Raw genomic sequence first — 26,050 nt, forward strand, 5'->3', positions numbered from 1 at the left:
GTCCGCATCGTCGGCATCACACCCGTCCACCTGCCCCCTCACCCGACACCTTCAGTTCCCACGGCCGGCTCATCGCCGTCCTGACCACCCGTTCAACCCGCAGGAGGAAACTCGTGCCCGTCATCTCCATCATCTTGCTTCTCTTGGCAGCGCTGGTCATCATCGCCATCTTCCGGGCGGTGCGGATCGTCAAGCAGAGCACCGCGATCATCGTCGAGCGCCTGGGCCGATTCCAGGCCGCCTACACCGCCGGTATGCACTTCCTGGTGCCCTTCGTCGACCGGGTGCGTAACGTCATGGACCTGCGTGAACAGGTCGTGTCCTTCCCGCCCCAGCCGGTCATCACCTCCGACAACCTCGTCGTGAGTATCGACTCGGTGGTCTACTACCAGATCACCGACCCGACGCGCGCCACTTACGAGATCTCCAACTACCTGCAGGCCATCGAGCAGCTGACCGTCACCACGCTGCGTAACGTCGTCGGCTCCATGGACCTGGAGCAGACACTGACCAGCCGAGACCAGATCAACGGGCAGCTGCGCGGCGTCCTGGACCAGGCCACCGGCCGCTGGGGCATCCGCGTCAACAGCGTCGAGCTGAAGTCCATCGACCCGCCCGCCTCCATCCAGGGCTCCATGGAGCAGCAGATGCGCGCCGAGCGCGACCGTCGCGCCGCGATCCTGACGGCTGAGGGTGTCAAGCAGTCCCAGATCCTGACGGCCGAGGGTGACAAGCAGTCCGCGATCCTGCGCGCCGAGGGGCAGGCGCAGTCCGCGATTCTCAAGGCCCAGGGTGAGTCCCGCGCCATCCTCCAGGTCTTCGACGCCATCCACCGCGGTAACGCCGACTCCAAGCTGCTGGCCTACCAGTACCTCCAGACCCTGCCCAAGATCGCCAACGGCTCCTCCTCCAAGATGTGGATCGTGCCCACCGAGTTCACCGCGGCTCTCGACGGGATTGCCGGTGCCCTCGGCGGCGGCAAGGACGGCGGCCCCGGCGGCGGCCTGAGCGGCTCCGACGACGATGACGACTCCGGCCCCGGTGTCGACCTGTCGGGCAGCGAGCTCGACCTGGGCATCGCCTCGGACCTGGCCAGCACCAGTCTCCAGGCCCCAGAGGAGGCCCTCGCCCAGGCCCGCGGCGAGGTCGAGTCGGCCTCCCAGGAGGCCAGTGAGGAGCCCGCACCCAGGGGGAGTGGTACCCCGAAGGCTCCCGCTGATGAGGCGGACGGAGGACCGACCGTCACCGTTCCGACCTCCGACGGCGTCGAGGGGACTCACTCCTCGCACGGCAGCCAGGCGGCCGCTCCTGAGGAGCAGCAGACCGGTCAACCCGGCACCGTGCCCCCGAGGGGCGGCGGCTACGGGATCCAGGCCCAGCCCGGTTACGGCACGCCTCCCGGCGCGCCCCAGGGACCCTACGGGGCCTGAGGCGCATCCGCCGACGCCGTCGAACGGCGGTGGAGGAGCGCCACGGCACGCGCTACGGCGGGAAGAATAGGCCGATCCAGGCGGGTCGCCTATTCTTCCCGCCGTACTGCTGTGCTGAGTGGGTTGAGAACCACTCCGGAAGGTGACTGGTGATGATCATTGAGCTGGCCGATGGCGCCGACGAGCGCCTGGCGGACTACACCCGGCTGACGGACGTGGCGCTGCGCCGCCGGCTGGAGACCCGGCGCGGCCTGTACATGGCCGAGTCCTCCAAGGTCATCACGCGGGCCGTCGCCGCGGGGCACGCCCCGCGCTCCTTCCTCATGGCCCCGCGACACCTCGATGAGATGCGTCCGGTCATCGCCTCGGCGACCGGCTGCGCAGGACGCGATGACGGCGGGGACGTGCCTGTCTTCGTCGCCCCCGAGGAGGTGCTGGAGTCCATCACCGGGTTTCACCTGCACCGCGGGGCGCTGGCCGCCATGAACCGGCCCGAGCTCGCCGGCGTCCCCGAGCTGCTTTCGGCCGCGCGCGGGGGAGCGGGTGCCAGGCGGGTCGCCATCCTGGAGGACCTGGTGGACCACACGAATGTGGGGGCCGCCTTCCGCAGCGCAGCGGCCCTGGGGATCGACGCCGTCCTGGTCACCCCGCGCTGCGCGGACCCGCTCTACCGGCGCAGCGTGCGCGTCTCCATGGGCACCGTCTTCCAGGTCCCCTGGACCCGGATCGAGCGCTGGCCCGCCATGGACGAGCTCCACGCGCAGGGCTTCACCGTGGCCGCGCTGGCTCTGTCGGAGAACTCGGTGGCGCTGGACGAGTTCGCGGCCTCACCGGTCTGTACGGACCCGGGCTCGCGGGTCGCCGTCGTCCTGGGAACGGAAGGCGATGGGCTGTCCCACCGGACCATCGTTGCGGCCGACGAGGTGGTGCGCATCCCCATGGCCGGGGCAGTGGACTCCCTCAACGTGGCTGCTGCGGCGGCCGTGGCCTTCTGGGCGCTGCGGCTGACGTGACCCGGCTCTGAGCTGCCACTGGCTCAGCGCCGGCGGTGACGGCCAACAACGCGTCGGGGCCGGGTCCGTAAGCTTACGGACCCGGCCCCGACGTCGTATCAGCGGCCGATCAGGTCGGCGGTGTCATGTGAGGCTCAGGCCTCGGGCGCGGTGACCTTGATGAGGGCCTCACCGGGCTCCACCGCGTCGCCGCCGACGACCTCGACCGAGGCGAAGGAGGCGGTGTTGGTGATGAGCACCGGCGTGGTCAGCGGGTAACCGGCCTGCTCGATGACGGAACGGTCCACGCGGACAAGCTCCTGGCCCTCGCTGACGCGGTCGTCCTGGGAGACCTTGACGTCGAAGCCCTTGCCCTCCAGATTGACGGTGTCCAGACCCACGTGGATGAGGATCTCCACGCCATTGTCCAGGGTGATGCCGAAGGCGTGACCCGAGGAGGGGGCCACGACGACGGTGCCGTCCGCCGGAGCCGTGACGACGATGTCGCCCTCGGGCTCCAGACCCACGCCCTGGCCGACGGCGCCCGAGGAGAACACCGGGTCGGGGACCTTGTCCAGGTCCATGGTCGTGGCCTTGAGCGGCGAGGCGATCTCGGTGACCGCGCCAGGCACGAGGGCCGGCTTGGGCGTGGGGGCCTTGGCGGTCCGGTCGCCCTCCTCAGTAGTAGCAGCAGCCGAGGTGGTGCTGTCGGCCTCGGGCTCCTCGGCGACCTCAGCCGGGGCGGGTGCAGAGACCTCCGCGGCCTCGGTGGCGGCCGCGGCCGCACGGGCCTCGGCCCGCTCCTCCTTGGTGCGGTAGTCCGTGAGAATGATGAGGGACATCGAGGTGGCGAAGGCCGCCGCGATGGCGATGGCGTACAGAGCCATGGGGGTGAAGACCGGGATGCTCAGCAGCGAGCTGAACACGAAGGTAGAGGCCTTGATACCGCCGCCAATACCGGTGATGAGACCGCCCACGAGACAGCCGGCCAGCAGACGCGGGTAGATGCGCTTGAAGCGCAGGTGGATACCGTAGAGGCTCGGCTCGGAGATGCCGCCGAAGAGGCCGGCGGCCAGGGCGCCGGAGGCCGTCTGACGCATGACCTTGTCCTTGTCACGAATGGCCAGGACCAGCACACCGGCGGTGGCGCCGAAGCAGGCGAAGTTCCACGAGCCCATGGGGCCCTGGATGAAGTCGTAGCCCAGCGAGCTGATGTTGGCCAGCATGATGGCGTTGAGCGGCCAGTGCAGACCCAGCGGCACCAGGAACGGGTAGAGCAGGGGGATGACGATCGCGAAGATGATCGGGGCGCTCGTGTTGAGCCACGCCAGTCCGGAACCCAGGCCTGTACCAACCCAGATACCCGCTGGACCGATGATGAAGGCCGTCACCGGCATCATGATGATGAAGGAGAAGAACGGAACGAACACCATCTGCACGTTGGCGGGAATGAGCTTGGCCAGACCCTTGTAGACCAGGGCCAGGATGGCCACCATCATGAGGGGAACGAAGACCTGGCCGCTGTAGTCGTTGAGCTGCATGGGAACGCCCGCGATATGCGCGACACACAGATCCTTGTTCAACGTGGCGTTGTGGGTGCAGGTCGCTCCCATTGCCTTGTTGAGGTCAAGGAATGGAGGCGTCATCAGCGCCGCCATGACCGCGGCGCCGACCCAGGGGTCGATGTTGAGCTTCTTGGCGGCGTTGTAGGCCACCATGATGGGCAGGAAGTGGAACACCGACTTGAACATGGCCTCCGCGAAGACCTGTGCGGCGGGCTTGTCCGCGGCCGTAAGGTTTGGGTCACTGGCATTGATGACGCCGAACGAATCCAGTACCGCAAGGCCGGCGATGATGAGCGAGGCGCCGAGCAGCACCGGCAGCAGGGGGCGGAAGGAGTCCGAGAGGTACTCGAAGAAGGCGTCGACGTAGGCGTTCTTGCCACGGGCCTTGGCGCGGGCAGCGGCCTTGACGTCGGCGTCGGACTGGTCCGAGTCGGAGGAGCCGGCCTGGCTCTTCATGGCCGGGAGGTTGTTGATCTCGTCGTACACGCTCTGTACGGCACCACCGATGACGATCTGGTAGCGGTCCCCGGACTGGGGGACAGCGCCCATGACGCCAGGAATGGCCTCGACGGTCGCCTTGTCGATGCCGGAGGCGTCCTTGAGCTCGAAGCGCAGTCGGGTGGCGCAGTGGGTGAAATGGATGATGTTATCGGCGCCGCCGACGGCGTCGAGGATTGCCTCAGGGGTTGAGGTCGTGGTTGCCATTCGGGCCCTTTCCTACTGAGCGATGTGGACGACGACGGTGGATGCACGCCGGTGCGCTCCGAGTCCTCGATGGGCTCGCTCTTGGTGGTGGGGGATCTGTCACCTTCAGTGCTGCTTAGGCGCAACGGAGGTGCTCGGGGAAGAGGGTACTGCCTCACGGCCCAGAACTGAAAGGCAACAGTCCGTCCGGCTGGTGCCGAGCTCCGGCGCGTCGCCGGCTCAAGGCAGACTTGACCGGTTGAGGGCAGGAGCGCCTTTGAACCGGTGGCCTGTCCCGCCGATGCCATCAATTCCCACGAGCTTGCGGTACCCGGGGCTCCACCGATTCGCGTTCGTGCAGATGAGGCTCCCTTTAGGCACAGCCGTCCGGACCAGCGGGTGCGCCGGCTGAACGGTATTCGCACGCTGGGGACACGACCCGCCTCAAGCGAAGGAGCTCGACATGAACGCACAGACCTCCCTGGCAGCGTCACTGGCACCCATGACTGCGTCGCCCATTCCGGTCCACCCGCCCACAACCACCTTGCCGCCCGCTTCGTCCGCCGACCGCACACCACTGGTCAGGCCCGACTCACAGCGGCTCTACGGCCCGCCGGGGTGGACGGTGCGCATCGGCTTGTGGCACCTGCTCGAGCCGTGGCTCGACGTCCCGCGCTGCCTGCCAGGGGAGACGGCGCTGCACACGGACGCCATCGGCGCCCCGATGAGCGACTACGTACCGTTCCGCGGGATGGACGCCGCCACGGCGGCCGACCTGCTCGCTCGCATCCCAGTGCCGGCGCTGGCCGACCGACAGAACCTCTCCCCGAGTCTGAAGACGATGCTGACCGCCTGTGCCGGCGCGGACGGGCGAGTGCGCCTGTCCGGCTACGGGATCGGCCCCCAGCGCGAGGACGAGCGCCTGAGTGCTGAGGCCCTGTGGGTCGCTGACCCCGACCTGCAGGGCTATGAGGTCTTCGCCGAGCACAGCCGGCTCTGCCAGTGCTCCGCGCTGTGGGAGCGGGTCAGGGAGCGCTACGAGCTCGACGCCCGGTGCATCCCGGACGACATCGTGCGTACCCGGCCCGAGTGGGCCGGCGGAGGAGTCGGCTGGTGGATGTGGTGGGACTGATAGGTCCGTTGCGCTGAGCAGGAGCGGCGGACCCGTACGATGGCGCGCGTGATCAATGTCCAGGACCTCACCATGCGTATCGGTGCCCGCCAGCTCGTCGCCCACGCCGGCTTCCGGGTCGACAAGGGGATGCGCATCGGCCTCGTGGGCCGTAACGGCGCAGGCAAGACCACCATGACCAAGCTGCTCGCCGCCACCTCCGTGGCCCAGGGCGCCGGTCGTGCCGTCAACGACGCCGATGAGCGCCACGGCCTGGAGGCCGTCGAGCACGAGGGAACGATCACCTGCACCAGCTCTGTGGGCTATCTGCCCCAGGACACCAAGGTCGGGGACTTGAACGAGATCGCCCGCGACCGGATCCTGTCCGCCCGAGGCATCGACGCCCTCCTGGCCCGCATCCGCAAGGCCGAGGAGCGCATCGCCGTCACCGAGGGCGAGGCCCAGGCCAAGGCCCTGGACCGCTACACGCGCCTGGACCATGAGTTCACCATGGCCGGCGGCTACGCGGCAGCCTCGGAGGCCGCCCGCATCAGCGCCGCCCTGGGCCTGCCCGACCGCGTCCTCGACCAGCCCGTCGGCACCCTCTCGGGTGGTCAGCGCCGCCGGGTCGAGCTCTCCCGTGTCCTGTTCCAGCAGCCCGACGCCCTCCTGCTCGACGAGCCCACCAACCACCTCGACCACGACTCGATCCTGTGGCTGCGCGACCACCTGCGCACCTACGCCGGGGGCTTCATCGTCATCAGCCACGATGTCGAGCTCCTGCGCGACACCGTCAACCAGGTCATGTACCTCGACGCCGGCCGCGGGGTCCTCGACGTCTACCACCTGGGTTGGGACGCCTACCTCAAGCAGCGTGCCGATGACGAGCACCGGCGTCGTCGCGAGCGCGCCAACGCGGAGAAGAAGGCCGCGGCCCTGCGCGCCCAGGGGGAGAAGATGCGGGCCAAGGCCACCAAGGCCGTCGCCGCCCAGCAGATGCTCAAGCGGGCCGAGCGCCTCATGGCCGATCTGGAGGACGAGGCCGCCGTGGAGAAGGTCGCCCACCTGCGCTTCCCCGACCCCGCCCCCTGCGGCAAGACCCCGCTGCGTGCCGCGGGCCTGTCCAAGGCCTACGGCTCCCTGGAGGTCTTCGCCGGCGTCGACCTGGCCATCGACCGTGGCAGCCGGGTCGTAGTCCTGGGTCTCAACGGCGCCGGCAAGACCACGCTCCTGCGCCTGCTCGGCGGCGTGGAGGAGCCCGATTCCGGCGAGGTCATCCCCGGCCACGGCCTCAAGATCGGCTACTACGCCCAGGAGCACGAGACAATCGACACCGAGGCGACCGTCGTGGAGAACCTGCGCCGCGCCGCACCCGGCATGGACGACACCCAGGTGCGCAGCGTCCTGGGCTCCTTCCTCTTCTCCGGCTCGGACGCCGACAAGCCCGCCCGAGTCCTCTCCGGCGGGGAGAAGACCCGCCTCGCCCTGGCGATGCTCGTGGTCTCCAGCGCCAACGTCCTCCTGCTCGACGAGCCCACGAACAACCTCGACCCGGCCAGCCGCGAGGAGATCCTCGGGGCACTGGGCACCTTCGCAGGAGCAGTTGTCCTGGTCACCCACGACGAGGGCGCCGTCGAGGCCCTGGATCCGGACCGGGTCCTCCTGCTGCCCGACGGCGACGAGGACCTGTGGGGGCCGGAGTACCTCGAGCTGGTGGCACTGGCCTGAGGACGGAGCCGTCCCTCCCATCCTCAGGGGCGACACCGTCGGACACAGTGAGTCCCCTCACTCCGGATCCCGGGCGGGGACCGCGTAGGGTTGTCACCAGGAACAAGGCGTCTGGCTGGAGCGTTGCCTCCGGTGGCACCCGTTGACTCTCGCCAAGAGAGCCGCAGCAGGACCTTCGGCGGCGCCACATGGAGCGCTGCAGACTGAACGCAGACACATCAAGACCAGACCACGAGATGACCAGGAGATGATCATGGCAGAGTCCACCCTGACCAACCCCGCTGACACCGAGACCCCGGAGCACGAGGTCATCCTCACCGCGACCGCCGCTGCGAAGGTCGCCAGCCTCCTGATCCAGGAGGGGCGCGACGACCTGCGCCTGCGCGTGGCTGTCCAGCCCGGCGGCTGCTCCGGCCTGGTCTACCAGCTCTACTTCGACGAGCGTCTTCTGGACGGTGACGCCGTGCGCGCCTTCCCCACCGAAGGCGGCGAGATGGACAGCGTCGAGGTCGTCGTCGACCGCATGAGCGTGCCCTACCTGTCGGGCGCCACCATCGACTTCGCCGACACCATCGAGAAGCAGGGCTTCACCATCGACAACCCCAACGCCGCCGGAAGCTGCGCCTGCGGCGAGTCCTTCCACTGATCCCCACGGATCCCGCCCCGCGGATCCTTCCCTGCAAGCAAGGAGCCCATGTGCGCCGCACACCCCTCAGCCTGACCGCCCTGGCCGCGGTCGCCTGTCTCGCGCTGGCCGGATGCTCGGGGTCGTCTTCCTCCTCGGCGTCCAAGGCCGCCTCCGAGACCCCGGTCCCGGCGGCCACGGCGCCCGTGGACTGCTCGACCCTGACGATCGACTCCGACTCCGAGTCACTGCCGACCATCGGCGGCGACGCCGGCACGCAGCCCACCGTGTCCTGGAAGAAGGGGGCCCAGGCGCCCAAGAACCTCACCGTCAAGACACTGACGCAGGGCACGGGAGCCGAGATCGACGCCGGCGGCGTGGTCAAGGCCAACTACACGGGCTGGCAGTGGGACGGCACCGACCCCTTCGACACCTCCTTCAAGAGCGGCGCCCCGGCGACCTTCCCCTTGGAGAACGTCATTCAGGGATGGAAGTGCGGCCTGACCGGGCACCACGTGGGTGACCGGGTGCTCATGTCGATTCCCCCGGAGCTCGCCTACGGCAACAAGGCGGCCCAGGACGCTCAGGCCGCCCAGGCCGGCGGCGCCCAGAGGCAGCAGAACCCGGCCGGGACACTTGTGTTCGTCGTCGAGATCGTCGACGGCGCCAGCAGCAAGGTCTCCGGCGCCTCGGCCACGGCGACGATGGAGGGCGAGGAGGCAGTCAGCCAGCGCGGTATGACGGTGAGTGGAGAGCTCGGCCAGCCGGCGACGATCTCCATCGGTGCCGATGCCGCCGAGCCGACGCAGGCCGAGGTCATCGTGCTGGCCCGGGGGACCGGTCCCGCCATCACGGAGACCTCCACAATCATGATGAACGTGGCCGGAAGCCACTGGGACGGCTCCCAGCCCTCCAACACCTGGGAGCAGCAGGCCGCCGAGTCGATCAACATGGCGCAGGCACAGCAGTCCGTTCCGGGACTGATTGGTGTGCCGGAAGGCTCCCGGATCGTGGTGCTCATGCCACCGGTGCAGGCTACGGGCCAGCAGCAGGGGGCCCCGGCGTCGGCCTACGTCATGGACATTGAGAAGGTTCTCTAGCGCGAGCCGCACAGGCATCCGCCAGACGCAGCTGTGGCCCGCGCCCTGTGAAGGGTGCGGGCCACAGCATTCGCTCCGCTCTATGAGCGCTGCGTGTCAGCGGACGATGAGGCCCTGGGCCTTGGCGACGGCGTCGGCCAGGCGCTCGGCGACGTCCTGCCAGTTGGCGATGTTCCAGACGGCCTTGACGTAGTCGGCCTTGACATTGAGGTAGTCGAGGTAGAAGGCGTGCTCCCACATGTCCACCATGAACAGCGGGATGGTGCCCACGGGCACGTTGGCCTGCTGGTCGAAGAGCTGGAAGATGACGAGCCCACCGGAGATCGAGTCGTAGGCGAGCACCGCCCAGCCCGAGCCCTGGATGCCCAGGGCGGTGGCGGTGAACTGCGCCTGGAACTTCTCGAAGGAGCCGAAGGAGTCCTTGATGGCCTCGGCCAGCTCGCCCTCGGGCTGACCGCCGCCACTCGGGGAGAGGTTCTTCCAGAAGATGGAGTGGTTGGTGTGGCCGCCCAGGTTGAAGGCGAGGTTCTTCTCCCACAGGTTGATCGCGCCCAGGTCGCCGGCATCGCGGGCGGTGGCCAGGGCCTCCAGGGCGGCATTGGCGCCTGCCACGTAGGCGGCGTGGTGCTTGTCGTGGTGGAGCTCCATGATCTTGCCGGAGATGTGGGGCTCCAGGGCGGCGTAGTCGTAGGGGAGCTCGGGAAGGGTGTACACGGCCATCAAGGACTGCCTTTCGGTGGGTGACGTGGCTCCAGTCCCGTCTCAGCAGGGCCCGTAGGACTGAAGTCCTGAACACGGCTCATGGTAGACGTGGGGTCTGGAAGAGGGATAGTGAGCCTCCATGTGATTACACTGACCGCGGAAACACTGCTGTCCGCACTCGTCCACGAAGGATCCGCCATGACTGATCAGGCTGCTTCCGCCCGCCTCGAGCTCCTCGTCTTCTCCGACGACGCCACCGTGCGCCGGGAGGTCATCGACGGTGTCGGGCGCCGACCGGCCAAGGGCCTGCCGCTGGTGACCTGGACCGAGGCGGCCACCGCCGAGGGTGTGCGCATGGCCATCAAGGACCGCGAGAAGAAGGACCGGCCGCCCTTCGATGCACTCGTCCTGGATGCCGAGGCCAAGAAGCTCGGCGGCATGGGTCTGGCCCACGAGCTGTTCACCGAGCTCGACGAGCGTCCCGCCGTCGTGCTGCTGACGGCCCGGCCTCAGGACGACTGGCTGGCCGCCTGGGCCAAGGCCGAGGTTGTCGTGCCCCGGCCTCTGGACCCGCTGAGCCTCCAGGAGGGTGTCGCCAAGGCCCTCACCGCCCGCCGCGGCACCGTCGCCCCCGCCGGCTGAGCCGGATCCTGCTGCGCCCGCCCAAAGCCGGGGCGGATCCGCCACATCGAGCCATCGCTCCGCTTCGCTTCCGTCCCGCGTGCGCTGAAGCGGCCTTCTAAACCGCGCGGCAGCAGATGCTGCCGTGGTCGCGTGCGCCGGCGACCTTACGGTGCTCCACGTCCAGGACGTTGAATCCGCTGCGCTCCAGAAGCGAGGCCAGGGCCCGTGGCGGCCAGTAGTAGGCCGGCGCAATCGCGTGGGGGAACTCCTCGACCCGGTCCCCGGCGAAGAACCCGACGAGCAGGTCCCCTTGCGGCTCGAGGCTGTCTCTCAAGGACGTCAGTGTTCCCGCCAGGTCCTGAGGCGGGATGTGAATGAGGGAGTACCAGGCCAAGACGGCCCCGTAGGACCCTGCCGGTAACTCGGCGAAGGAACCCTGCCGATACGTCACGTGCGGGTGCTGCGCGCGGGCGATCTTGACGAATCTCTCGACCGGGTCCACCCCTTCGACCTCGAGGCCCAGGTCATGGAGATAGGCGGTCCAGTGCCCAGGGCCGCAACCCAGATCGACGATCCGTCCCCGCACCCCTCGCGCCCATCGGACGATGAGCTCTCTGTCCTTTTCCGCCGTCGCCGCCATGTGGCCAAGGGCCTCTGCATACGCCTCAGCGCGAGCGCTGTACTCCGAACACACGTGACGCGAATTCACCTTGCGGAGCCTACAAGGGGAGGAGTCGTCATTCCTCGGAGGCCAGGACCTTGCGGTGGCGGGCGGCTGAGCCGACCGGCCAGGTCAGGATCGAGGGATCGCCGTCGACCTCCACGATGCGGGCACCGTCCTCCAGGACCCAGTCGGCCAGCAGACTCGTTTCCTCGATGCTGGCCGACTGACCAACGCGGTCGGGTCTGTCGACGACCCGGGCACTGGCACGCAGCAGCTCGACGGCGGGACGCGGGTCGGCCCCCGGGGCGGTCGTCATGGAGCCGGCCAGTACGCCCCAGCGTACCACTACCAGCTCCCAGCCCCCGACCTCGCGCCTGCGGGCCGCCATGAGATGCGGGCAGGCCAGCAGCGGCCGCACCCGCTCGGCTCGCGCCACCCCGCGCAGCAGGCAGCGCAGGCGACTCGTCCAGGCGCCGGCCTCCTCGTAGCGCTCGGCCTGGGACAGAGCCGCGATGCGCTCCAGCAGAGGAGTGGCCACCAGGTCGACCTCGCCCGACAGGCAGGCCACTGCCTTCGAAGGCTCAGCCGGGACGTCGTCGCGGCGCACCCGGCGCAGCTCGCGGCCGTCCCAGTGGCGCAGACGCAGCACCGACTCGGCGGCGCGCAGGGCCTCCTGACCTCGGCTGCGCGAGGCGAAGGGCCCGATCGCGCGGCCGACCTCCTCGGTGGGCAGCACGGTGGTGAGTGCCAACCGGGGCTCGGCATCGGCTCCCGAGCCTTGAGTGAGGTGGAGCCAGGGCCGGCGGCGCGGGGCCCGTGAACGGCGGTTGACCGGAGGGTCGAGCTCGGCGATCATCCGCAGCTCGCGCACCCGCGCCTCAATGAGCGTGGGCGTGGCGATATGGCGCACGCTCACAGTCGTGTCCAGCATCTGCGCCACCTTGCGGCGCTTCTCCGCGGCGGTGAAGTAGGAGCGCACCCGGCGCCTGAGATCCACGGCACTGCCCACATAGAGCACTTGGTCGGCCGCCGAGCGGAACTGGTAGACGCCGGGACTGCTGGGCAGGGCGTCGGCCAGGCGGCACTTGGATCGGCGCTTGGCCGGAACCGGGTCGGAGGCGGTGGTGAGGTCCTCCAGATGCGTGACGCCGAGCGGTGCCATGACCTCCAGGGCCGCGTGCAGCACGTCCACGGTGGCGCGCGCGTCATCCAGCGCCCGGTGCGTGGGGCGGGTCTGGGAGCCCACGAAGGCGGCCAACGTCCCCAGCTTGTGGTTGGGCACCTCGCTGCGGGGCCAGGCCTTGCGGGCCAGCGCCAGCGTGTCCAGCACACGGGGCTCGGGCCATTCCAGGCCCAGGGCCGCCGCAGCACCGCGCAGGTGGCCGACGTCGAAGCGGGCGTTGTGCGCCACGAGGACGACGTCGTCGGCCAGCAGGTCCGCCCAGGACAGGAAGGCCTCCACGCAGGTGCGCACGCCGGGGGCCCCGGCCACCATCGCGTTCGTGATGCCCGTGAGCATCGTGATCTGGGCGGGGATCGCCACCCCGGGGTTGACTAGGGTGGAGAAGTCGGCCAGCACCTGCCCGCCGCGCACCTTGACGGCCCCGATCTCGGTGAGCGCACGCGCGCCCGGCGCCCCGCCGGTGGTCTCCAGGTCCACGACGACGAAGGTCGCCCGCTCCAGGGGCGTACCCATGTCGGCGAAGGACACCTGGGTCCCGGCGCGGCCAGTGCTCGCCGTGCCCGCAGCGCGTGCAGCGCCCCCGGCGCTCATGACGCTCGGGGTCTTGACGGTGCTCACGGTCGCAGGCTAGAGGATGGCAGTGACATGCATCGTCTTCATCAGTCGGGAAGTCGGTGCGAGCAGGGTGGCAAGCACCCTAGAATCATCCCCATACCCGAGCGGCACCGCCGGCTCCGGTGCCGTCCGTCTCCGATGGTGCAGGAACGTGTGGTGGCCGCCCAGCCAGCAGATCACAGGAGGCCCCGCGTGGGATACGGACCCATCAAGGCAACAGTCGGCCCGGCCCTGGAGATGCTCTATCAGCCCTGGATCCGCGGTGAGGAGAACATTCCCATCGAGGGTGCGGCGATCCTGGCCTCCAACCACCTGGCGGTCATTGACTCCTTCTTCCTGCCGCTGCTGGTGGACCGCGAGGTCGCCTTCATCGGCAAGGCCGACTACTTCACCGGCAAGGGCGTCAAGGGCTGGGCGGTGAAGAACTTCATGAAGACCGTGGGCACCATCCCCGTGGACCGCTCCGGCGGCAAGGCCTCCCAGGCGGCGCTTCAGGCCGGCATCGACCGCCTGCGCTCGGGGCAGCTGTTCGGCATCTACCCCGAGGGCACGCGCAGCCCCGACGGGCGCCTCTACCGCGGCAAGACCGGCGTGGCCCGCATCGCCCTGGCCACCGGCGCGCCCGTGGTGCCCGTGGCGATGATCGGCTCCAACCTGGCCCAGCCGATCGGCAAGTCCATCCCCTCCACCCGCCACCGCGTGGGCATCGTCATCGGCGAGCCGCTGGACTTCTCCCGCTACAAGGGCCTGGAGAACGACCGCTTCGTGCTGCGCTCCATCACCGACGAGATCATGTACGCCCTCATGGCCCTCTCCGGCCAGGAGTACGTGGACCTCTACGCCGCCGATGTCAAGAAGGCCATGGACACGGACAAGAAGACCGCCGACGAGGTCGTCACCGAGATGCTCGCCGCCCAGGCGCAGGCCCGGCCCTCGGCCGCCCCCGTGGCCGCGCCCGGTGGCCGCCCCGCCCCCGAGGTCTCCGTTCCCGAACCGCCCGAGGACAAGAGCGGCAAGGACAAGAAGAAGGACAAGACTGCCGACGACGAGGCCGAGCCCGGCGCCGAGTGACGGGTGGACACCGGGCGATTGTCCCGTCTTCCTCAATCCGTCCTCCCGGTCCCTGTCAGCTGCCGCAGATGGCACGTAGACTGGCGCCCGGTGCGGCGCGTGCCGCACGATCCGGCCGGGGCGCTGACCCCGAGTACCCACAACCCGAAAGGTTCCCGATGTCGATTCGTCGCGTCGCCCTGCTCACCGCTGGCGGTTTCGCCCCCTGTCTGTCCGCCGCCGTCGGCGACCTCATCGAGCGCTACACGCAGGTCGCTCCCGAGGTCGAGATCATCGCCTACCAGTACGGTTACCACGGCCTGCTCACCGGCAACTACATCGTCATCGACGACGAGGCCCGCAAGAACGCCGGCATCCTGCGCGACTTCGGCGGGTCCCCGATCGGCAACTCCCGCGTCAAGCTCACCAACGCCAAGAACCTCGTCGAGCGCGGCCTGGTGAAGGAGGGCGTCAACCCCTTGGAGTTCGCCGCCGAGCAGCTGCGCAAGGACGGCGTCGACGTCCTGCACACCATCGGTGGCGACGACACCAACACCACCGCCGCGGACCTTGCCGCCTACCTCCACGAGAACGACTACGAGCTCACCGTCGTCGGCCTGCCCAAGACCATCGACAACGACGTCGTCCCGGTCCGCCAGTCCCTGGGCGCCTGGACCGCGGCCGACGAGGGCGCCGGCTTCGCCTTCAACGTCATCGGCGAGCACCGCTCCAACCCCCGCATGCTCATCGTCCACGAGTGCATGGGCCGCAACTGCGGCTACCTCACGGCTGAGACCGCCCGCCGCTACCACGACCTGCTCCAGACCAAGCAGTGGGCCCCCTCCCTCGGCCTGACCAAGGAGCGCTGGGACGTTCACGCCGTCTTCATCCCCGAGATGAAGCTCGACATTGCCGCTGAGGCCAAGCGCCTCAAGGCCATCATGGACGAGCAGGGCAACGTCAACATCTTCCTGTCCGAGGGCGCCGGTGTCCCCGAGATCATCGCGGAGATGGAGGCCGCCGGCCAGGAGGTCCAGCGCGACCCCTTCGGCCACGTCAAGCTCGACACCATCAACCCCGGCCAGTGGTTCGCCAAGCAGTTCGCCGAGCTCATCGGCGCTGAGAAGGTCATGGTCCAGAAGTCCGGCTACTACTCGCGCGCCGCCCACGCCAACGCCGAGGACCTCGCCCTCATCAAGAAGATGTGCGACCTGGCCGTCGACTGCGCCCTGCGCGGCGAGTCCGGCGTCATCGGCCAGGACGAGGAGAACAACGACGAGCTCACCGCGATCGCCTTCCCGCGCATCGCCGGCGCCAAGCCCTTCGACATCACCCAGGGCTGGTTCACCGACCTCATGGCCGAGCTGGGCCAGAAGGTCGAGCCCGCCGAGGTCGCCCCCGAGCACTGAGGCTGAGCCCGCACCTCTTGCGCCGTGGCCGGTGCCGTCCCCGGGGACGGCACCGGCCACTCTGTTTCGCGATGCGGCGCGGATTCCAGGCCGTACTCCGGCTGGCCTATGCTGACAGGCGTGATGAACGAGCTCTCCGTCGCCCGCACGGACGCCCAGGCCTCCACCTGGCGCCACCTGCCCGCCCTGCAGCAGCCCGCCTACCCCGATGAGGCCGCGCTGGCCGGCGTGGTGGCTGACCTGCGCCGCCGGCCCCCGCTCGTCTTCGCAGGAGAGGTCGACTCCCTGCGCGACCTCATCGCCCAGGCCAGCGCCGGGGACGCCTTCGTCCTGATGGGCGGGGACTGCGCCGAGTCCTTCGTCCACAACACGGCCGACAACATCCGTCTCAAGGTCCAGACCATCCTCCAGATGGCTGCGGTCCTCACTTACGGCGCCTCCACGCCGGTGGTCAAGGTCGGCCGCATGGCCGGCCAGTACGCCAAGCCCCGCAGCTCGGACACCGAGACCCGCGGCGAGGTCACCCTGCCCGCCTTCCGCGGTGACTCCGTCAACAGCCACGAGTTCACCCCCGAGGCCCGCATCCCCGACCCCACGCGCATGCTGGACGCCTACCTGCGCTCGGGCACCACCCTCAACCTCATCCGCGCCTTCACGATGGGCGGCTACGCGGACCTGCGTGAGGTCCACTCCTGGAACCGCGGCTTCACCGCCAACCCCGCCTACAAGCGCTTCGAGTCCTTCGCCGACGAGATCGACCGGGCCATGCGCTTCATGGAGGCCGCAGGCGTCGACTTCGACGCCCTGCGCCAGGTCGACTTCTACGCCGCCCACGAGGCTCTTCTCCTGGAGTACGAGGACGCCATGATCCGTGAGGACTCCCGCACCGGGCGCCTCTACGACACCTCCGCCCACATGCTCTGGGTGGGGGAGCGCACCCGCGAGGCCGACGGCGCTCACGTCGCCATCCTCACCGGCGTCCACAACCCCGTCGGCGTCAAGGTCGGCCCCACCACGTCCCCCGACGACGTCGCCCGGCTCATGGACCGCCTCAACCCCGACGGCGTTCCCGGGCGCCTGTCCCTCATCACCCGCATGGGTGCGGGCCGCATCCGCGAGGCCCTGCCGACGCTGGTCGAGGCGGTGCGCGCCGACGGGCGCCCCGTCACGTGGATTACCGACCCCATGCACGGCAACACCATTACCTCGGACAACGGCTACAAGACCCGCCGATTCGAGACCATCCTCGATGAGATCCGCGGTTTCTTCGAGGTCCACCGCTCCCTGGGCACCGTCCCGGGCGGCATCCACGTCGAGCTCACCGGCGACGACGTCACCGAGGTCCTCGGCGGCGGCGAGCACATCGACGAGGCCGGCCTGGCCGAGCACTACGAGACCCTCGTCGACCCGCGCCTCAACCACCAGCAGTCCCTCGAGGTCGCCTTCGAGATCGCCGAGATGCTCAAGGGCTGAAGGCCCCGCCGGGAGCCGTCCCGCCCCGCCGGGCCGGCGAAGCGAGGCCCGGTCGCGACCTCACCGGACCGGGATGCCGCCGTCAGAAGATGTTGATGGTGACCTTGGAGTCCGACTTGACGCTGGAACCCGGCGCGGGGTCGGTGGAGCGCACGGTCCCGAACGGGCCGCCCAGGCGCCTGTTGACCTCCACCTTGAGGCCGGCGTCCTCCAGGGTCTTCTTGGCCTCGTCCTCGCTCTTGCCCGTCACGTCGGGGACTGCCACCTTCTCCGGCCCCTTGGAGACGGTCAGGTCCACCGAGTCGCCCTTGGAGTAGCCCGAGGCGCCGGCGATGGGGGAGGAGGAGATGACCTTCCCCTTGTCCACGGAGTCGGAGTAGTCCTGACTGACCTTGCCCTTCTTGAGGCCGGCGTCCTCCAGGGTCTTCTTGGCGTCGTCCTCGTTCATGCCGGTGACGTCGGGGATGGTGGCCGGTTCCTTGCCCTTGGAGACCACGATCGAGACCTTCTCGGTGTGCTCGATGACTTTGCCGGCCTTGGGATCGGAGGAGATCACCTTGCCCGACGCGACGCTGGCGGAGTACTCCTCGGTGACGGTCCCCAGGGTCAGGCCCGCACCCTTGATCGCGGCGCCGGCCTGGTCCTTGGTCTTTCCGATGACGTCGGGAACCGTCTTGGTCTCCACACCCCGGGAGATGACGGTGGTGACGGCGCGGCCGAGCCCCACCTTCTGGCCGGCCCTCGGCTGGCAGGAGATGACGTGTCCGGCCGGGACCGTGTCGGAGTAGGCCCGCGCCGGCGTGCCCCAGTTGAGCCCCTGCTTCTCCAGGGCGAGCTGCGCCTCGTCCTGAGACATGCCGACAATGTCGGGGACGGGCACCCGCCGTCCCGGGCCGGCCGTCAGGTACCAGGTGACGCCCGCCCCGGTTCCGGCCACCGCCAGCAGCCCGACGATGACGGCCGTGCGGCGGTTGAGGGTGCCGCCCCGCCCCCGGGTCGGGACGGCAGTGGTCCTCTGGGAGTCGGCCACCAGGGCCCTGCGCGAGAGCGCCCGCGTCCTGCCCTTGACGTCCGGTCCGATGGAGCCGATGGGCAGGGACACGGTGCGCATGCCGGCGTGCGAGGCGGCGGAGTCCTCGCCGGGGGCCTCGTCATCGCCGTCCTGGGGCTCGTTGTCGATGGCGGAGCGGGCGGCCTGGGCATTGGCCGTCATCACCTCCTGGGTCCTGATCGACCCGGTCCCACCACCGCGGCGTACGGAGAGCTCGGAGTCGGTGAGCTCGTCGACGACGTTGCGCAGCAGCGTCAGTGCCTCGTCGGCGTCGGCGGGACGGTCCTGCGGCTCACGGCGGGTCATGGTCGCTACGAGCTCGTCGACGTCCGCGGGCATGTCGGGGACCAGTGCGGAGGGCAGGGGCACGTCCTCGTGGACGTTGCGGAAGGCGATCTGGATGGGGGAGTCCGCAGTGAAGGGCTGCTCGCCGGTGAGGAGCTCGTAGAGAACCACCCCGGCGGAGAAGACGTCGGCGCGGGAGGTGGAGTCCCCCGATGTGATGAGTTCGGGCGCCAGGTAGGCGACCGTGCCCAGCACGTTACCCGTCGTCGTCTGCGTCACCTCCGTGACCGCCCGGGCCAGGCCGAAGTCGGCCACCTTGGCCACCGAGCCGTCCGAGGGCAGCAGCACGTTCTCCGGCTTGATGTCGCGGTGCACCAGCCCGGCCCGATGGGCCGCCCCGAGCGGTCGCAGCAGCTGGGCCACCAGCCCCAGGGCCTCCTTGACCGACAGCGGTCCCGCCGTGATGAGGTCGCGCAGCGTGGGGCCCTCGACGTACTCCATCACGAGGTAGGCCACCCCGTCGAGGCTGCCCTGGTCGTAGACGGCCACCACACCCGGGTTGGACAGCCTGGCCGCTGCCCGGGCCTCACGGCGGAAGCGAGAGACGAAGTCGGGGGAGTCGGCCAGGTGGGCGTGCATGAGTTTGAGCGCCACGGTCCGGTCCAGGCGACGGTCATGGGCGCGGTAGACGGTGGCCATACCGCCGCGCGCAAGATGATCGACGATCTCGTAGCGAGAGTCGACCAGCCGACCAATGAGGGGATCCGTGACCACGAGCGCGATTCTACGGTGCCGACGGCGGGCCGACAGCCGCTCGTCGAGGCGGGTGGGTAGTACTGCCCACCCGCCGGCAGATGCCCGTTTCGCGTGCTATGTCAGGAGCTACGGCGCGTCAGCAGGTCCGCCAGGGCCGCCAGGTCGTCCAACGATGCGGTACTCACCACGCCCTCGGTGCTGAGGCGCTCCAGAGCCTCACGTCCCGCGTCGCGGTGCGTGGCAATGATCGCTTCGTGATCGGCGCGCGCGCCGCAGTCCTCGATGAGTGTCGCCGCCTCGGCGATCTGGTCCTGCGTGGCCTTGGCGTTGGCCAGGACGCTGCCGAGCAGCTGCCGGCCGTCCTCGTCGCAGCGGCCCCAGGCCAGGGCGAGCAGCACCGTGCGCTTGCCCTCCCGCAGGTCGTCTCCCGCGGGCTTGCCGGTGACCTGCGGCGAGCCGAAGACGCCCAGGTCGTCGTCGCGCAGCTGGAAGGCGATGCCGACCTGCTCGCCGAAGGCGGCCAGATGCTCGGCGGTGGGACTGTTCGGATCCAGCCCGGCCAGGAGGGCGCCGATGAGCAGCGGGTGACGCACCGAGTACCGGGCCGACTTGTGGCGCACGACCGACAGGGCATCGTCGTGCATCCGCTGTGCAGCGGCCGCGGGGTCCTGCCCCCAGGGCAGCGGCAGGTTCTCGCTGCGCACGTCCAGGAACTGGCCCAGGGCAACCTCGGTCGTCATGGCGTCGAAGGCCGCCCGGGCGCGCCCGGCCGCGTCGTCCCCGGCCTCGGGCGCGGTACGGGCACCCGCCAGGGTGCTCATCTCCCCTCCGGCCAGGGACAGCAGGAGGTCGCCGAGCAGGATGGCGCCGTTGGCCCCGAAGGTCTGCGCCCGTCCCAGCCAGCCGCGGGCGTCGTGTTCGCGGGCGAAGGCACGGTGCGCCGCGGGCAGTCCTCGACGGGTGTCGGCTCCGTCCATGAGGTCGTCGTGAACCAGGGCGCTGGCCTGGTAGAGCTCGAGCGCCGCACCCAGGTGGACGGCGTCGGCGCTGGTGAGGCGCTCGGCCCGATGGTCCGGGACGGTCAGGAGCGCGCAGCCGACCGCACCCAGCACGGCGCGCATGCGCTTGCCTCCGCCGAGGACGCTCTCGGCGGCCTTGAGCAGTTCCGGTGCGGCCTGCCCCAGGTCCTCCCAGCGCCGGCGGCAGTCGTCCAGGATCTCCCCCAGACGGCGCTCGACGGTGGGACGGACACGGCCCAGGTCCGTAGGCATCTCGCTCATGCCTGCCAGGGTAGACGCAGACGGGGCGGCAGGTGGGCACGGACGCGTCCACTGGTGCGCTTCGAGCGGCGCCTTCGTCCATGGGGAAGGCGGCTGCGGCAAAGGTAAGGTCATGCTAAGTTGCCGGGGCGAAGGTGCTGGGGAATAAACGCTACAATTCTGGGGTTGTCTGCTGTGCCGGGACGGGTCCCCATACCCCGCCGCCGGCTGTCCGCCCGCCCACGCGAAAGGAACTCCGTGGCTTCTTCCACAGTGACGCGCTCCCGCGCCGAGCTCACTGACGACGTCGACGAGACCACGCTCGACGACGAGGACTTCGACCTCGACGACGAAGGAGACGACGACACCGACGACTCCGACTACGACGATGAGGACTTCGACGACTCCGACGAGGACGACGTGGACTCTGATGAGGATGAGGACGAGGAGGACGACGACTCCGAGGCGCAGATCGTCCAGGAGGATGACGGCCCCGCCCCCGAGCTGCGCGACTACTACCTGGACGTGAGCCTGGAGGAGGACGGCGACGGCTCCAAGCGCCGCCCCTTCAACAACCCGGCCTCCCTCAAAGGCGTCCGGCTGGCCCCCGGGGCGACTCTCTTCGTGCGCTCACGCACGATCGTGGAGAACCTGGAGATCGCCGGCCACGGAACCCTGGAGGAGCCCATCACCCTGGCACCCTACGGCCACGGTCCGGTGCCCCGGTTCGTCATCGGTGACTCCGCGCCCATGGTGGCGCGCGACTACCTGGCCCAGAACGGCTACATCTTCCGCGGATGGGTCATCAAGGGCATCAAGATGCAGCCCTCGATCGCGGCCCTGACCGGGGAGCTCGAGCGCATGCGCCGGGAGGAGGCGGAGAAGGCCGCCTCCAAGAAGTCCGGCAAGCGCGGCAAGTCCCAGGACAAGGACGGTTCCTTCACCGTGTCCGACTCTGACGAGGGCGACGAGCCCGCCCAGCGGGTCGTCACCGCCGGAGCCACCGCGGACCCGGTCAAGGACTACCTCAAGCAGATCGGTAAGGTCGCGCTGCTGAACGCCGAGCAGGAGGTCGAGCTCGCCAAGCGCATCGAGGCCGGCCTCTACGCCGAGCATCGCCTGGCCGAGGAGGGCAACGACCTGCAGGCCAAGCTGCGCCGCGAGCTGCACTGGGTGGCCCAGGACGGCCAGCGCGCCAAGAACCACCTGCTGGAGGCCAACCTGCGACTGGTGGTCTCGCTGGCCAAGCGCTACACGGGCCGCGGCATGCTCTTCCTGGACCTCATCCAGGAGGGCAACCTGGGCCTCATTCGCGCCGTGGAGAAGTTCGATTACACCAAGGGCTTCAAGTTCTCCACCTACGCCACCTGGTGGATCCGCCAGGCCATCACCCGCGCCATGGCGGACCAGGCCCGCACCATCCGCATCCCGGTGCACATGGTCGAGGTCATCAACAAGCTCGCCCGCGTGCAGCGCCAGATGCTCCAGGACCTGGGCCGCGAGCCCACCCCTGAGGAGCTGGCCGTCGAGCTGGACATGACCCCGGAGAAGGTGGTCGAGGTTCAGAAGTACGGGCGCGAGCCGATCTCCCTGCACACGCCCCTGGGTGAGGACGGGGACTCCGAGTTCGGCGACCTCATCGAGGACTCCGAGGCCGTGGTCCCGGCAGACGCGGTGAGCTTCACCCTCCTCCAGGAGCAGCTGCACGCCGTGCTCGACACCCTCTCCGAGCGCGAGGCCGGCGTGGTCTCCATGCGCTTCGGACTGACCGACGGCCAGCCCAAGACCCTCGACGAGATCGGCAAGGTCTACGGAGTCACCCGCGAGCGCATCCGCCAGATCGAGTCCAAGACCATGTCCAAGCTGCGCCACCCCTCGCGCAGCCAGGTCCTGCGCGACTACCTCGACTGACCGGATTCACCGGACAAGCGAGGAGCGCCACCAGCTCGCTCATCTCAACGGCGTCGGCCCCGGAACCATCAGGGTTCCGGGGCCGACGCCGTCGGTGCTAGTGTCTCAATCGTGACACGGGGTGCCACATGGCTGAGAACACACCCGTCGAACCTGTCCAGCTAGTACTGACGAAGGGATGTCACATGCACTGGGGCATGTCTGCTCCAGCGGCGTTTGAGGCGGTACGCCGCCACGCCCCGCTGGTCTCCTGCATCACCAACGCGGTGGTCACCAACATCACCGCCAACGTTCTCCTGTCCCTGGGCGCGGCGCCCGCCATGGTGGACATCACGGGGGAGGCGGGCCCCTTTGCCCGCGTCGCCTCCACGCTGCTCATCAACCTCGGTACGCCTCAGCCCGAGCAGCGGGACGCCGCCCGCGAGGCCGTGGCTGCGGCGGCTGACGCGGGCACGCCGTGGGTCCTCGACCCGGTGGCCATCGGCACACTGACGCACCGCACCGCACTGGCCCATGAGCTCCTCAGCCGGGGACCGAGCGTCGTACGGGGCAATGCCTCGGAGATCCTGGCTCTGGCCAGTGACGGCAGCGGTGGGCGGGGCGCCGAGACCGCCGACGACGTCGCCGCGGCACTCGATCCGGCCTGCGACCTGGCCCGCAGCCACGGCTGCGTCGTCGCCGTCTCCGGGCCCGTCGACCTGGTCACCGACGGCGAGAGCGTCGTCCACATTCAGGGCGGCTCCGCGCTACTGACTCGGATGACCGGCGGGGGCTGCGCTCTGGGTGCGGTGGTCGCGGCCTTTCTCGGGGCGGGGCGGAAAGAGGGCCTGGATGACGTGAGCGCCGTCGTCGCTGCGCACGCCGTCTACAGCGCTGCTGCAGAGCGCGCGGAGACCCGATCAACCGGCCCCGGATCCTTTCCACCGGCCTTCCTCGACGCTCTGTACGCCCTCGAGGTGCAGGACCTGCAGAACGTCAGCGTCAGCGCTACCAGCGCGACCGCCGCCGCGCAGGGAGGGCCGGCATGAGGGCCGCACCGGACCTGTCAGTTTACCTCGTCACCGATGAGGGCCAGTGCCGCTCGCGCGGCAGAGATGTCCTGGCCACCGTTGAGGCCGCTGTCGACGGCGGAGTCACCTGCGTCCAGCTGCGCGCCAAGGGTGCCGACGGCGGACTCTTCCTGACTCAGGTGCTGGAGGTGGCCGGGGTTGTCGGTGATCAGGTCCCCGTCATCGTCAACGACCGCGTCGACATCTTCCTGGCGGCGCGCGATCAGGGAGCGCCCGTGGCCGGGGTACACCTCGGCCAGTCGGACCTGCCCGCCCGCATCGCACGTCGTCTCGTCGGGGAGGACGCCTACCTCGGGCTGTCTGTCGCGACTCCCGACGAGCTGCGCACCGCTCAGGAGCAGGGCGCCTGCGACCACGTCAGCATCGGCGTCGTTCACGCCACCGCCACCAAGACCGACGCCCCGAAGAGCCTGGGGGTGAACGGCGTGGCGCGCATGGCTGCCCTGACCGATTTGCCTGCTGTGGCTATTGGCGGCATCACGGCCAGCGACCTGCCGGCCCTCCGGGCGGGTAGTCTGGCCGGTGCCGCCGTCGTATCAGCCATCTGCACGGCCGAGGACCCCAGGAGCGTCGCCGCCGATCTGCACCGTGCCTGGGGCGAAGGAGGTCGGCGATGAGCCAGCAGCGTTCGGCAACCGTGACCGCCTTGACCATCGCCGGCTCAGATCCCAGCGGTGGCGCCGGCATTCAGGCCGATATGAAGGCCATGAGCGCGCTTGGCGCCTACGCGATGAGTGTCATCACGGCGTTGACTGCCCAGTCGACGCGCGGTGTGGCCGGTGTGCACGCCGTGCCGGTCGACTTCGTCCGTCTCCAGATGGACACGCTGCTGGAGGACATCCTCCCCGATGCCACGAAGATCGGGATGCTCGCCACCGCCGAGCTGGCGGACGCGGTGGGGGAGTGCCTGCCCGGACTCGCTCACACGGTGCTCGACCCGGTCATGGTGGCCACCTCCGGGGACCGCCTTCTCGACGAGCAGGCCGTCGGCGCCGTGCGCCGTCTGTGCGCCAAGGTCGATCTCATCACTCCTAACCTCCACGAGGCGGCCGTTCTGCTGGGGGAGGAGCCCGCGGCGACCCTCGGTGAGCTGCGCGGCCAGGCGCGCCGCCTGAGGGATCTGGGCGTACGACGGGTGCTGATCAAAGGCGGCCACCTCACCGGAGGCGCAGATCACTCGGGCGACGTCGGTGACGCCATCGACGTCTACGCCGATGCCGACGTCGTCGAGATCCTGCACGGTCGCAGGGTCGCTACGGGCAACACCCATGGCACGGGCTGCACGCTGTCCTCAGCGATCGCCTCGCTGCGACCGCGCCGGGCGACCTGGCTGGAGGCGGTGCGGGACGCCAAGGACTACCTCACCGGTGCCATCGAGCACGCCGACGCCCTGGGCGTCGGGCACGGGCACGGGCCCGTCCACCATTTTTACCGGGCCCGCATGAGAACCGGATGGTGAATGATGTCGTTGTCGTCGACGACCTGAGCTCACTGCGGTGCACCTGCTGAAACGAGGTACGGACCGAGGGCTGCGACGTCGGCAAGGGCGCTTCGGGAGGCCCCTGGCTCTGCCGCTACGACGAGGCCACCGGACTCGGCTACGTGCGGTCGGTGACGAGGAACGAGGCGGTGCCGGCCGGCTCCACATGCCGGTGCGAGATCAGCCCGGACTCGTACTCCACGAGCCTCAGGTTCCACTTACCCAGCGTGGAGTGCATCGATACGTTCCCCAGTGGCGCCCAAGGTTCGTGCAACTCGACGTACGACTCAGGACTGGGTCAGGTGCCGTACAGCCCGGGCTCGTAAACTATGGACCGAGAGACGCCCTCGCTCAGGAGCACTGAGATGGTTCACGCACGTACCGCCCTTGCCCAGTCCGACACCCTCCGCCTGATATGGCCCCAGTGGCAAGGGGCGGGGGAGTCCTCGGTGCGGAGCCTGCTGCCCGAGCTGCCCTACGGGGAGGCGCGGCGCGTCTACGCGCTGGGGACCCGGGTGCTCACGGCGCTCCTGCCCGAGCACGCCGGCCCCACGGAGGTCGTCCCGGTCAGCGATGAGCCCACCGGTGAGGAGGTGCTTGTCACCAACGGCATGGAGTCACGCGCCCAGGTCCTGGCCGGGATCCGTGACGCCCGCGAGGCGATCTCCCGCCACGAGGCACCCAGGATCCTCACCCTGGGCGGGGACTGTGCCGTCTCCGTCGTTCCCTTCACCGAGCTCGCCGCCCGTTACGGGGAGGATCTGGCCGTCGTCTGGATCGACTCCCACCCGGACATCGGCACCTCGCACTCCCAGTACCCCGGATACCACGCCATGGCGGTCTCCCACATCATCGGTGCCGGTGACGCCGAGGTGATGGAGGAGCTGACGGCCTTCGTCTCTCCGACCCGGGTGGCCCTGGCGGGCCTGCACTCCTGGACCGAGGACGACTACCCGAACATCGCCAGGTGGGGACTGCACGTCTTCAGCCCGGCCAACCTGCGTGACTCGACGACGCCCCTGCTGAGGTGGCTGGAGGCAACCGGGTGCAGCCGCGTGGCCATCCACCTGGACGTCGACACCGTGGACGCCGACGAGGTCCGACTAGGGCTGGGCTACGACCGCGGCGGCTTGAGCGTGGCCCAGACCAATCGTGTGGTCAAGGACCTGGGGCGGGTGGCCGACGTCGTCGGACTGACGATCGCCGAGTACGTGCCCCGGCAGGTTGTTGCCCTCACCCATCTCCTGGAGGGGCTGCCGCTTCTGTGAGCGGGCGAGGCCGTC

The 26,050-nt window shown here is 69.5% G+C and carries 21 protein-coding genes and 1 riboswitch; of the genes, 15 read left to right on the top strand and 6 right to left on the bottom strand.

Translation table 11 applies throughout. The features are described from left to right. Positions 1 to 113 precede the first annotated feature (113 nt). Together BQ8008_RS03790 and BQ8008_RS03795 are read left to right on the top strand one after the other, a co-directional pair. Positions 114 to 1,430 (top strand): SPFH domain-containing protein, encoded by a 1,317-nt coding sequence (locus BQ8008_RS03790; protein WP_108832872.1) that lies wholly within the window; start codon positions 114 to 116, stop codon positions 1,428 to 1,430. A gap of 152 nt (positions 1,431 to 1,582) precedes the next feature. Continuing rightward, a complete protein-coding gene (locus BQ8008_RS03795; RefSeq protein ID WP_108832873.1) occupies positions 1,583 to 2,443 on the top strand; it encodes a TrmH family RNA methyltransferase in 861 nt (286 codons plus the stop codon). 134 nt (positions 2,444 to 2,577) lie between these two features. On the opposite strand, the gene BQ8008_RS03800 is transcribed toward BQ8008_RS03795, so the two are convergent. Continuing rightward, the gene (locus BQ8008_RS03800) at positions 2,578 to 4,692 is read right to left on the bottom strand and encodes a glucose PTS transporter subunit IIA (RefSeq protein ID WP_108832874.1); all 2,115 of its coding nucleotides are present in this window, start codon (positions 4,690 to 4,692) and stop codon (positions 2,578 to 2,580) included. A 442-nt stretch (positions 4,693 to 5,134) separates the two neighbouring features. On the opposite strand from BQ8008_RS03800, the gene BQ8008_RS03805 reads away from it, so the two are divergent. From BQ8008_RS03805 to BQ8008_RS03820, 4 genes are all read left to right on the top strand, one after another. Beyond that, complete coding sequence (locus BQ8008_RS03805; protein ID WP_108832875.1) at positions 5,135 to 5,803, top strand: hypothetical protein; 669 nt, start codon at positions 5,135 to 5,137, stop codon at positions 5,801 to 5,803. A gap of 48 nt (positions 5,804 to 5,851) precedes the next feature. Continuing rightward, positions 5,852 to 7,510: an ABC-F family ATP-binding cassette domain-containing protein gene (locus BQ8008_RS03810; RefSeq protein WP_199907927.1), complete on the top strand. Its 1,659-nt coding sequence runs from the start codon at positions 5,852 to 5,854 to the stop codon at positions 7,508 to 7,510. Between the two features lie 253 nt (positions 7,511 to 7,763). Beyond that, positions 7,764 to 8,156 carry a HesB/IscA family protein gene (locus BQ8008_RS03815; protein WP_108834636.1) on the top strand — a complete coding sequence of 131 codons (393 nt, stop codon included), beginning with the start codon at positions 7,764 to 7,766 and terminating at the stop codon, positions 8,154 to 8,156. Between the two features lie 50 nt (positions 8,157 to 8,206). After that, positions 8,207 to 9,235 (top strand): FKBP-type peptidyl-prolyl cis-trans isomerase, encoded by a 1,029-nt coding sequence (locus BQ8008_RS03820; protein WP_108832877.1) that lies wholly within the window; start codon positions 8,207 to 8,209, stop codon positions 9,233 to 9,235. A 96-nt stretch (positions 9,236 to 9,331) separates the two neighbouring features. Here BQ8008_RS03820 and BQ8008_RS03825 read toward each other — a convergent pair whose 3' ends face one another. After that, complete coding sequence (locus tag BQ8008_RS03825; protein WP_108832878.1) at positions 9,332 to 9,955, bottom strand: superoxide dismutase; 624 nt, start codon at positions 9,953 to 9,955, stop codon at positions 9,332 to 9,334. Between the two features lie 180 nt (positions 9,956 to 10,135). Between BQ8008_RS03825 and BQ8008_RS03830 the strand changes: the two genes are divergently transcribed. After that, positions 10,136 to 10,579: a hypothetical protein gene (locus tag BQ8008_RS03830; RefSeq protein WP_108832879.1), complete on the top strand. Its 444-nt coding sequence runs from the start codon at positions 10,136 to 10,138 to the stop codon at positions 10,577 to 10,579. Between the two features lie 97 nt (positions 10,580 to 10,676). On the opposite strand, the gene BQ8008_RS03835 is transcribed toward BQ8008_RS03830, so the two are convergent. Together BQ8008_RS03835 and BQ8008_RS03840 are read right to left on the bottom strand one after the other, a co-directional pair. Then, the gene (locus BQ8008_RS03835; protein WP_234415212.1) at positions 10,677 to 11,201 is read right to left on the bottom strand and encodes a class I SAM-dependent methyltransferase; all 525 of its coding nucleotides are present in this window, start codon (positions 11,199 to 11,201) and stop codon (positions 10,677 to 10,679) included. Positions 11,202 to 11,298: 97 nt separating this feature from the next. After that, a complete protein-coding gene (locus BQ8008_RS03840) occupies positions 11,299 to 12,999 on the bottom strand; it encodes a DEDD exonuclease domain-containing protein (RefSeq protein WP_108834638.1) in 1,701 nt (566 codons plus the stop codon). A 216-nt stretch (positions 13,000 to 13,215) separates the two neighbouring features. On the opposite strand from BQ8008_RS03840, the gene BQ8008_RS03845 reads away from it, so the two are divergent. The 3 genes from BQ8008_RS03845 to BQ8008_RS03855 all read left to right on the top strand — a co-directional run bounded on the left by BQ8008_RS03845 (position 13,216) and on the right by BQ8008_RS03855 (position 16,955). Then, positions 13,216 to 14,094: a lysophospholipid acyltransferase family protein gene (locus tag BQ8008_RS03845; RefSeq protein WP_108832881.1), complete on the top strand. Its 879-nt coding sequence runs from the start codon at positions 13,216 to 13,218 to the stop codon at positions 14,092 to 14,094. 158 nt (positions 14,095 to 14,252) lie between these two features. Beyond that, on the top strand, positions 14,253 to 15,482 hold the full coding sequence (locus BQ8008_RS03850) for a pyrophosphate--fructose-6-phosphate 1-phosphotransferase (protein WP_108832882.1): 1,230 nt from the start codon (positions 14,253 to 14,255) through the stop codon (positions 15,480 to 15,482). A 123-nt stretch (positions 15,483 to 15,605) separates the two neighbouring features. Continuing rightward, positions 15,606 to 16,955 carry a class II 3-deoxy-7-phosphoheptulonate synthase gene (locus BQ8008_RS03855; RefSeq protein ID WP_234415213.1) on the top strand — a complete coding sequence of 450 codons (1,350 nt, stop codon included), beginning with the start codon at positions 15,606 to 15,608 and terminating at the stop codon, positions 16,953 to 16,955. An 82-nt stretch (positions 16,956 to 17,037) separates the two neighbouring features. Here the strand turns inward: BQ8008_RS03855 and pknB are convergent, their stop codons facing one another. Then, positions 17,038 to 19,065: a Stk1 family PASTA domain-containing Ser/Thr kinase gene (gene pknB, locus BQ8008_RS03860; protein WP_108832884.1), complete on the bottom strand. Its 2,028-nt coding sequence runs from the start codon at positions 19,063 to 19,065 to the stop codon at positions 17,038 to 17,040. A 101-nt stretch (positions 19,066 to 19,166) separates the two neighbouring features. Continuing rightward, positions 19,167 to 20,327, bottom strand: coding sequence for a polyprenyl synthetase family protein (locus BQ8008_RS03865; protein WP_108832885.1), 1,161 nt, complete (start codon positions 20,325 to 20,327; stop codon positions 19,167 to 19,169). 237 nt (positions 20,328 to 20,564) lie between these two features. Here BQ8008_RS03865 and BQ8008_RS03870 point away from each other — a divergent pair, with 237 nt between their 5' ends. The 5 genes from BQ8008_RS03870 to BQ8008_RS03895 all read left to right on the top strand — a co-directional run bounded on the left by BQ8008_RS03870 (position 20,565) and on the right by BQ8008_RS03895 (position 26,035). Continuing rightward, positions 20,565 to 22,217: an RNA polymerase sigma factor gene (locus BQ8008_RS03870; protein ID WP_108832886.1), complete on the top strand. Its 1,653-nt coding sequence runs from the start codon at positions 20,565 to 20,567 to the stop codon at positions 22,215 to 22,217. Between the two features lie 107 nt (positions 22,218 to 22,324). After that, a riboswitch (TPP riboswitch) is annotated at positions 22,325 to 22,413 on the top strand. 1 nt (position 22,414) lies between these two features. Beyond that, positions 22,415 to 23,245: a hydroxyethylthiazole kinase gene (gene thiM / locus BQ8008_RS03875; RefSeq protein ID WP_108834640.1), complete on the top strand. Its 831-nt coding sequence runs from the start codon at positions 22,415 to 22,417 to the stop codon at positions 23,243 to 23,245. After that, the gene (gene thiE / locus BQ8008_RS03880) at positions 23,242 to 23,904 is read left to right on the top strand and encodes a thiamine phosphate synthase (RefSeq protein WP_108832887.1); all 663 of its coding nucleotides are present in this window, start codon (positions 23,242 to 23,244) and stop codon (positions 23,902 to 23,904) included. Before thiM ends, thiE begins: the two co-directional genes overlap by 4 nt. Further along, on the top strand, positions 23,901 to 24,746 hold the full coding sequence (gene thiD, locus BQ8008_RS03885; protein WP_108832888.1) for a bifunctional hydroxymethylpyrimidine kinase/phosphomethylpyrimidine kinase: 846 nt from the start codon (positions 23,901 to 23,903) through the stop codon (positions 24,744 to 24,746). The genes thiE and thiD overlap by 4 nt, the downstream gene beginning before the upstream one ends. Before the next feature lie 386 nt (positions 24,747 to 25,132). After that, complete coding sequence (locus BQ8008_RS03895) at positions 25,133 to 26,035, top strand: arginase family protein (protein ID WP_108832890.1); 903 nt, start codon at positions 25,133 to 25,135, stop codon at positions 26,033 to 26,035. Positions 26,036 to 26,050 lie beyond the last annotated feature (15 nt).

The organism is Actinomyces sp. Marseille-P3109 (assembly GCF_900323545.1).
GTDB lineage: Bacteria > Actinomycetota > Actinomycetes > Actinomycetales > Actinomycetaceae > Actinomyces.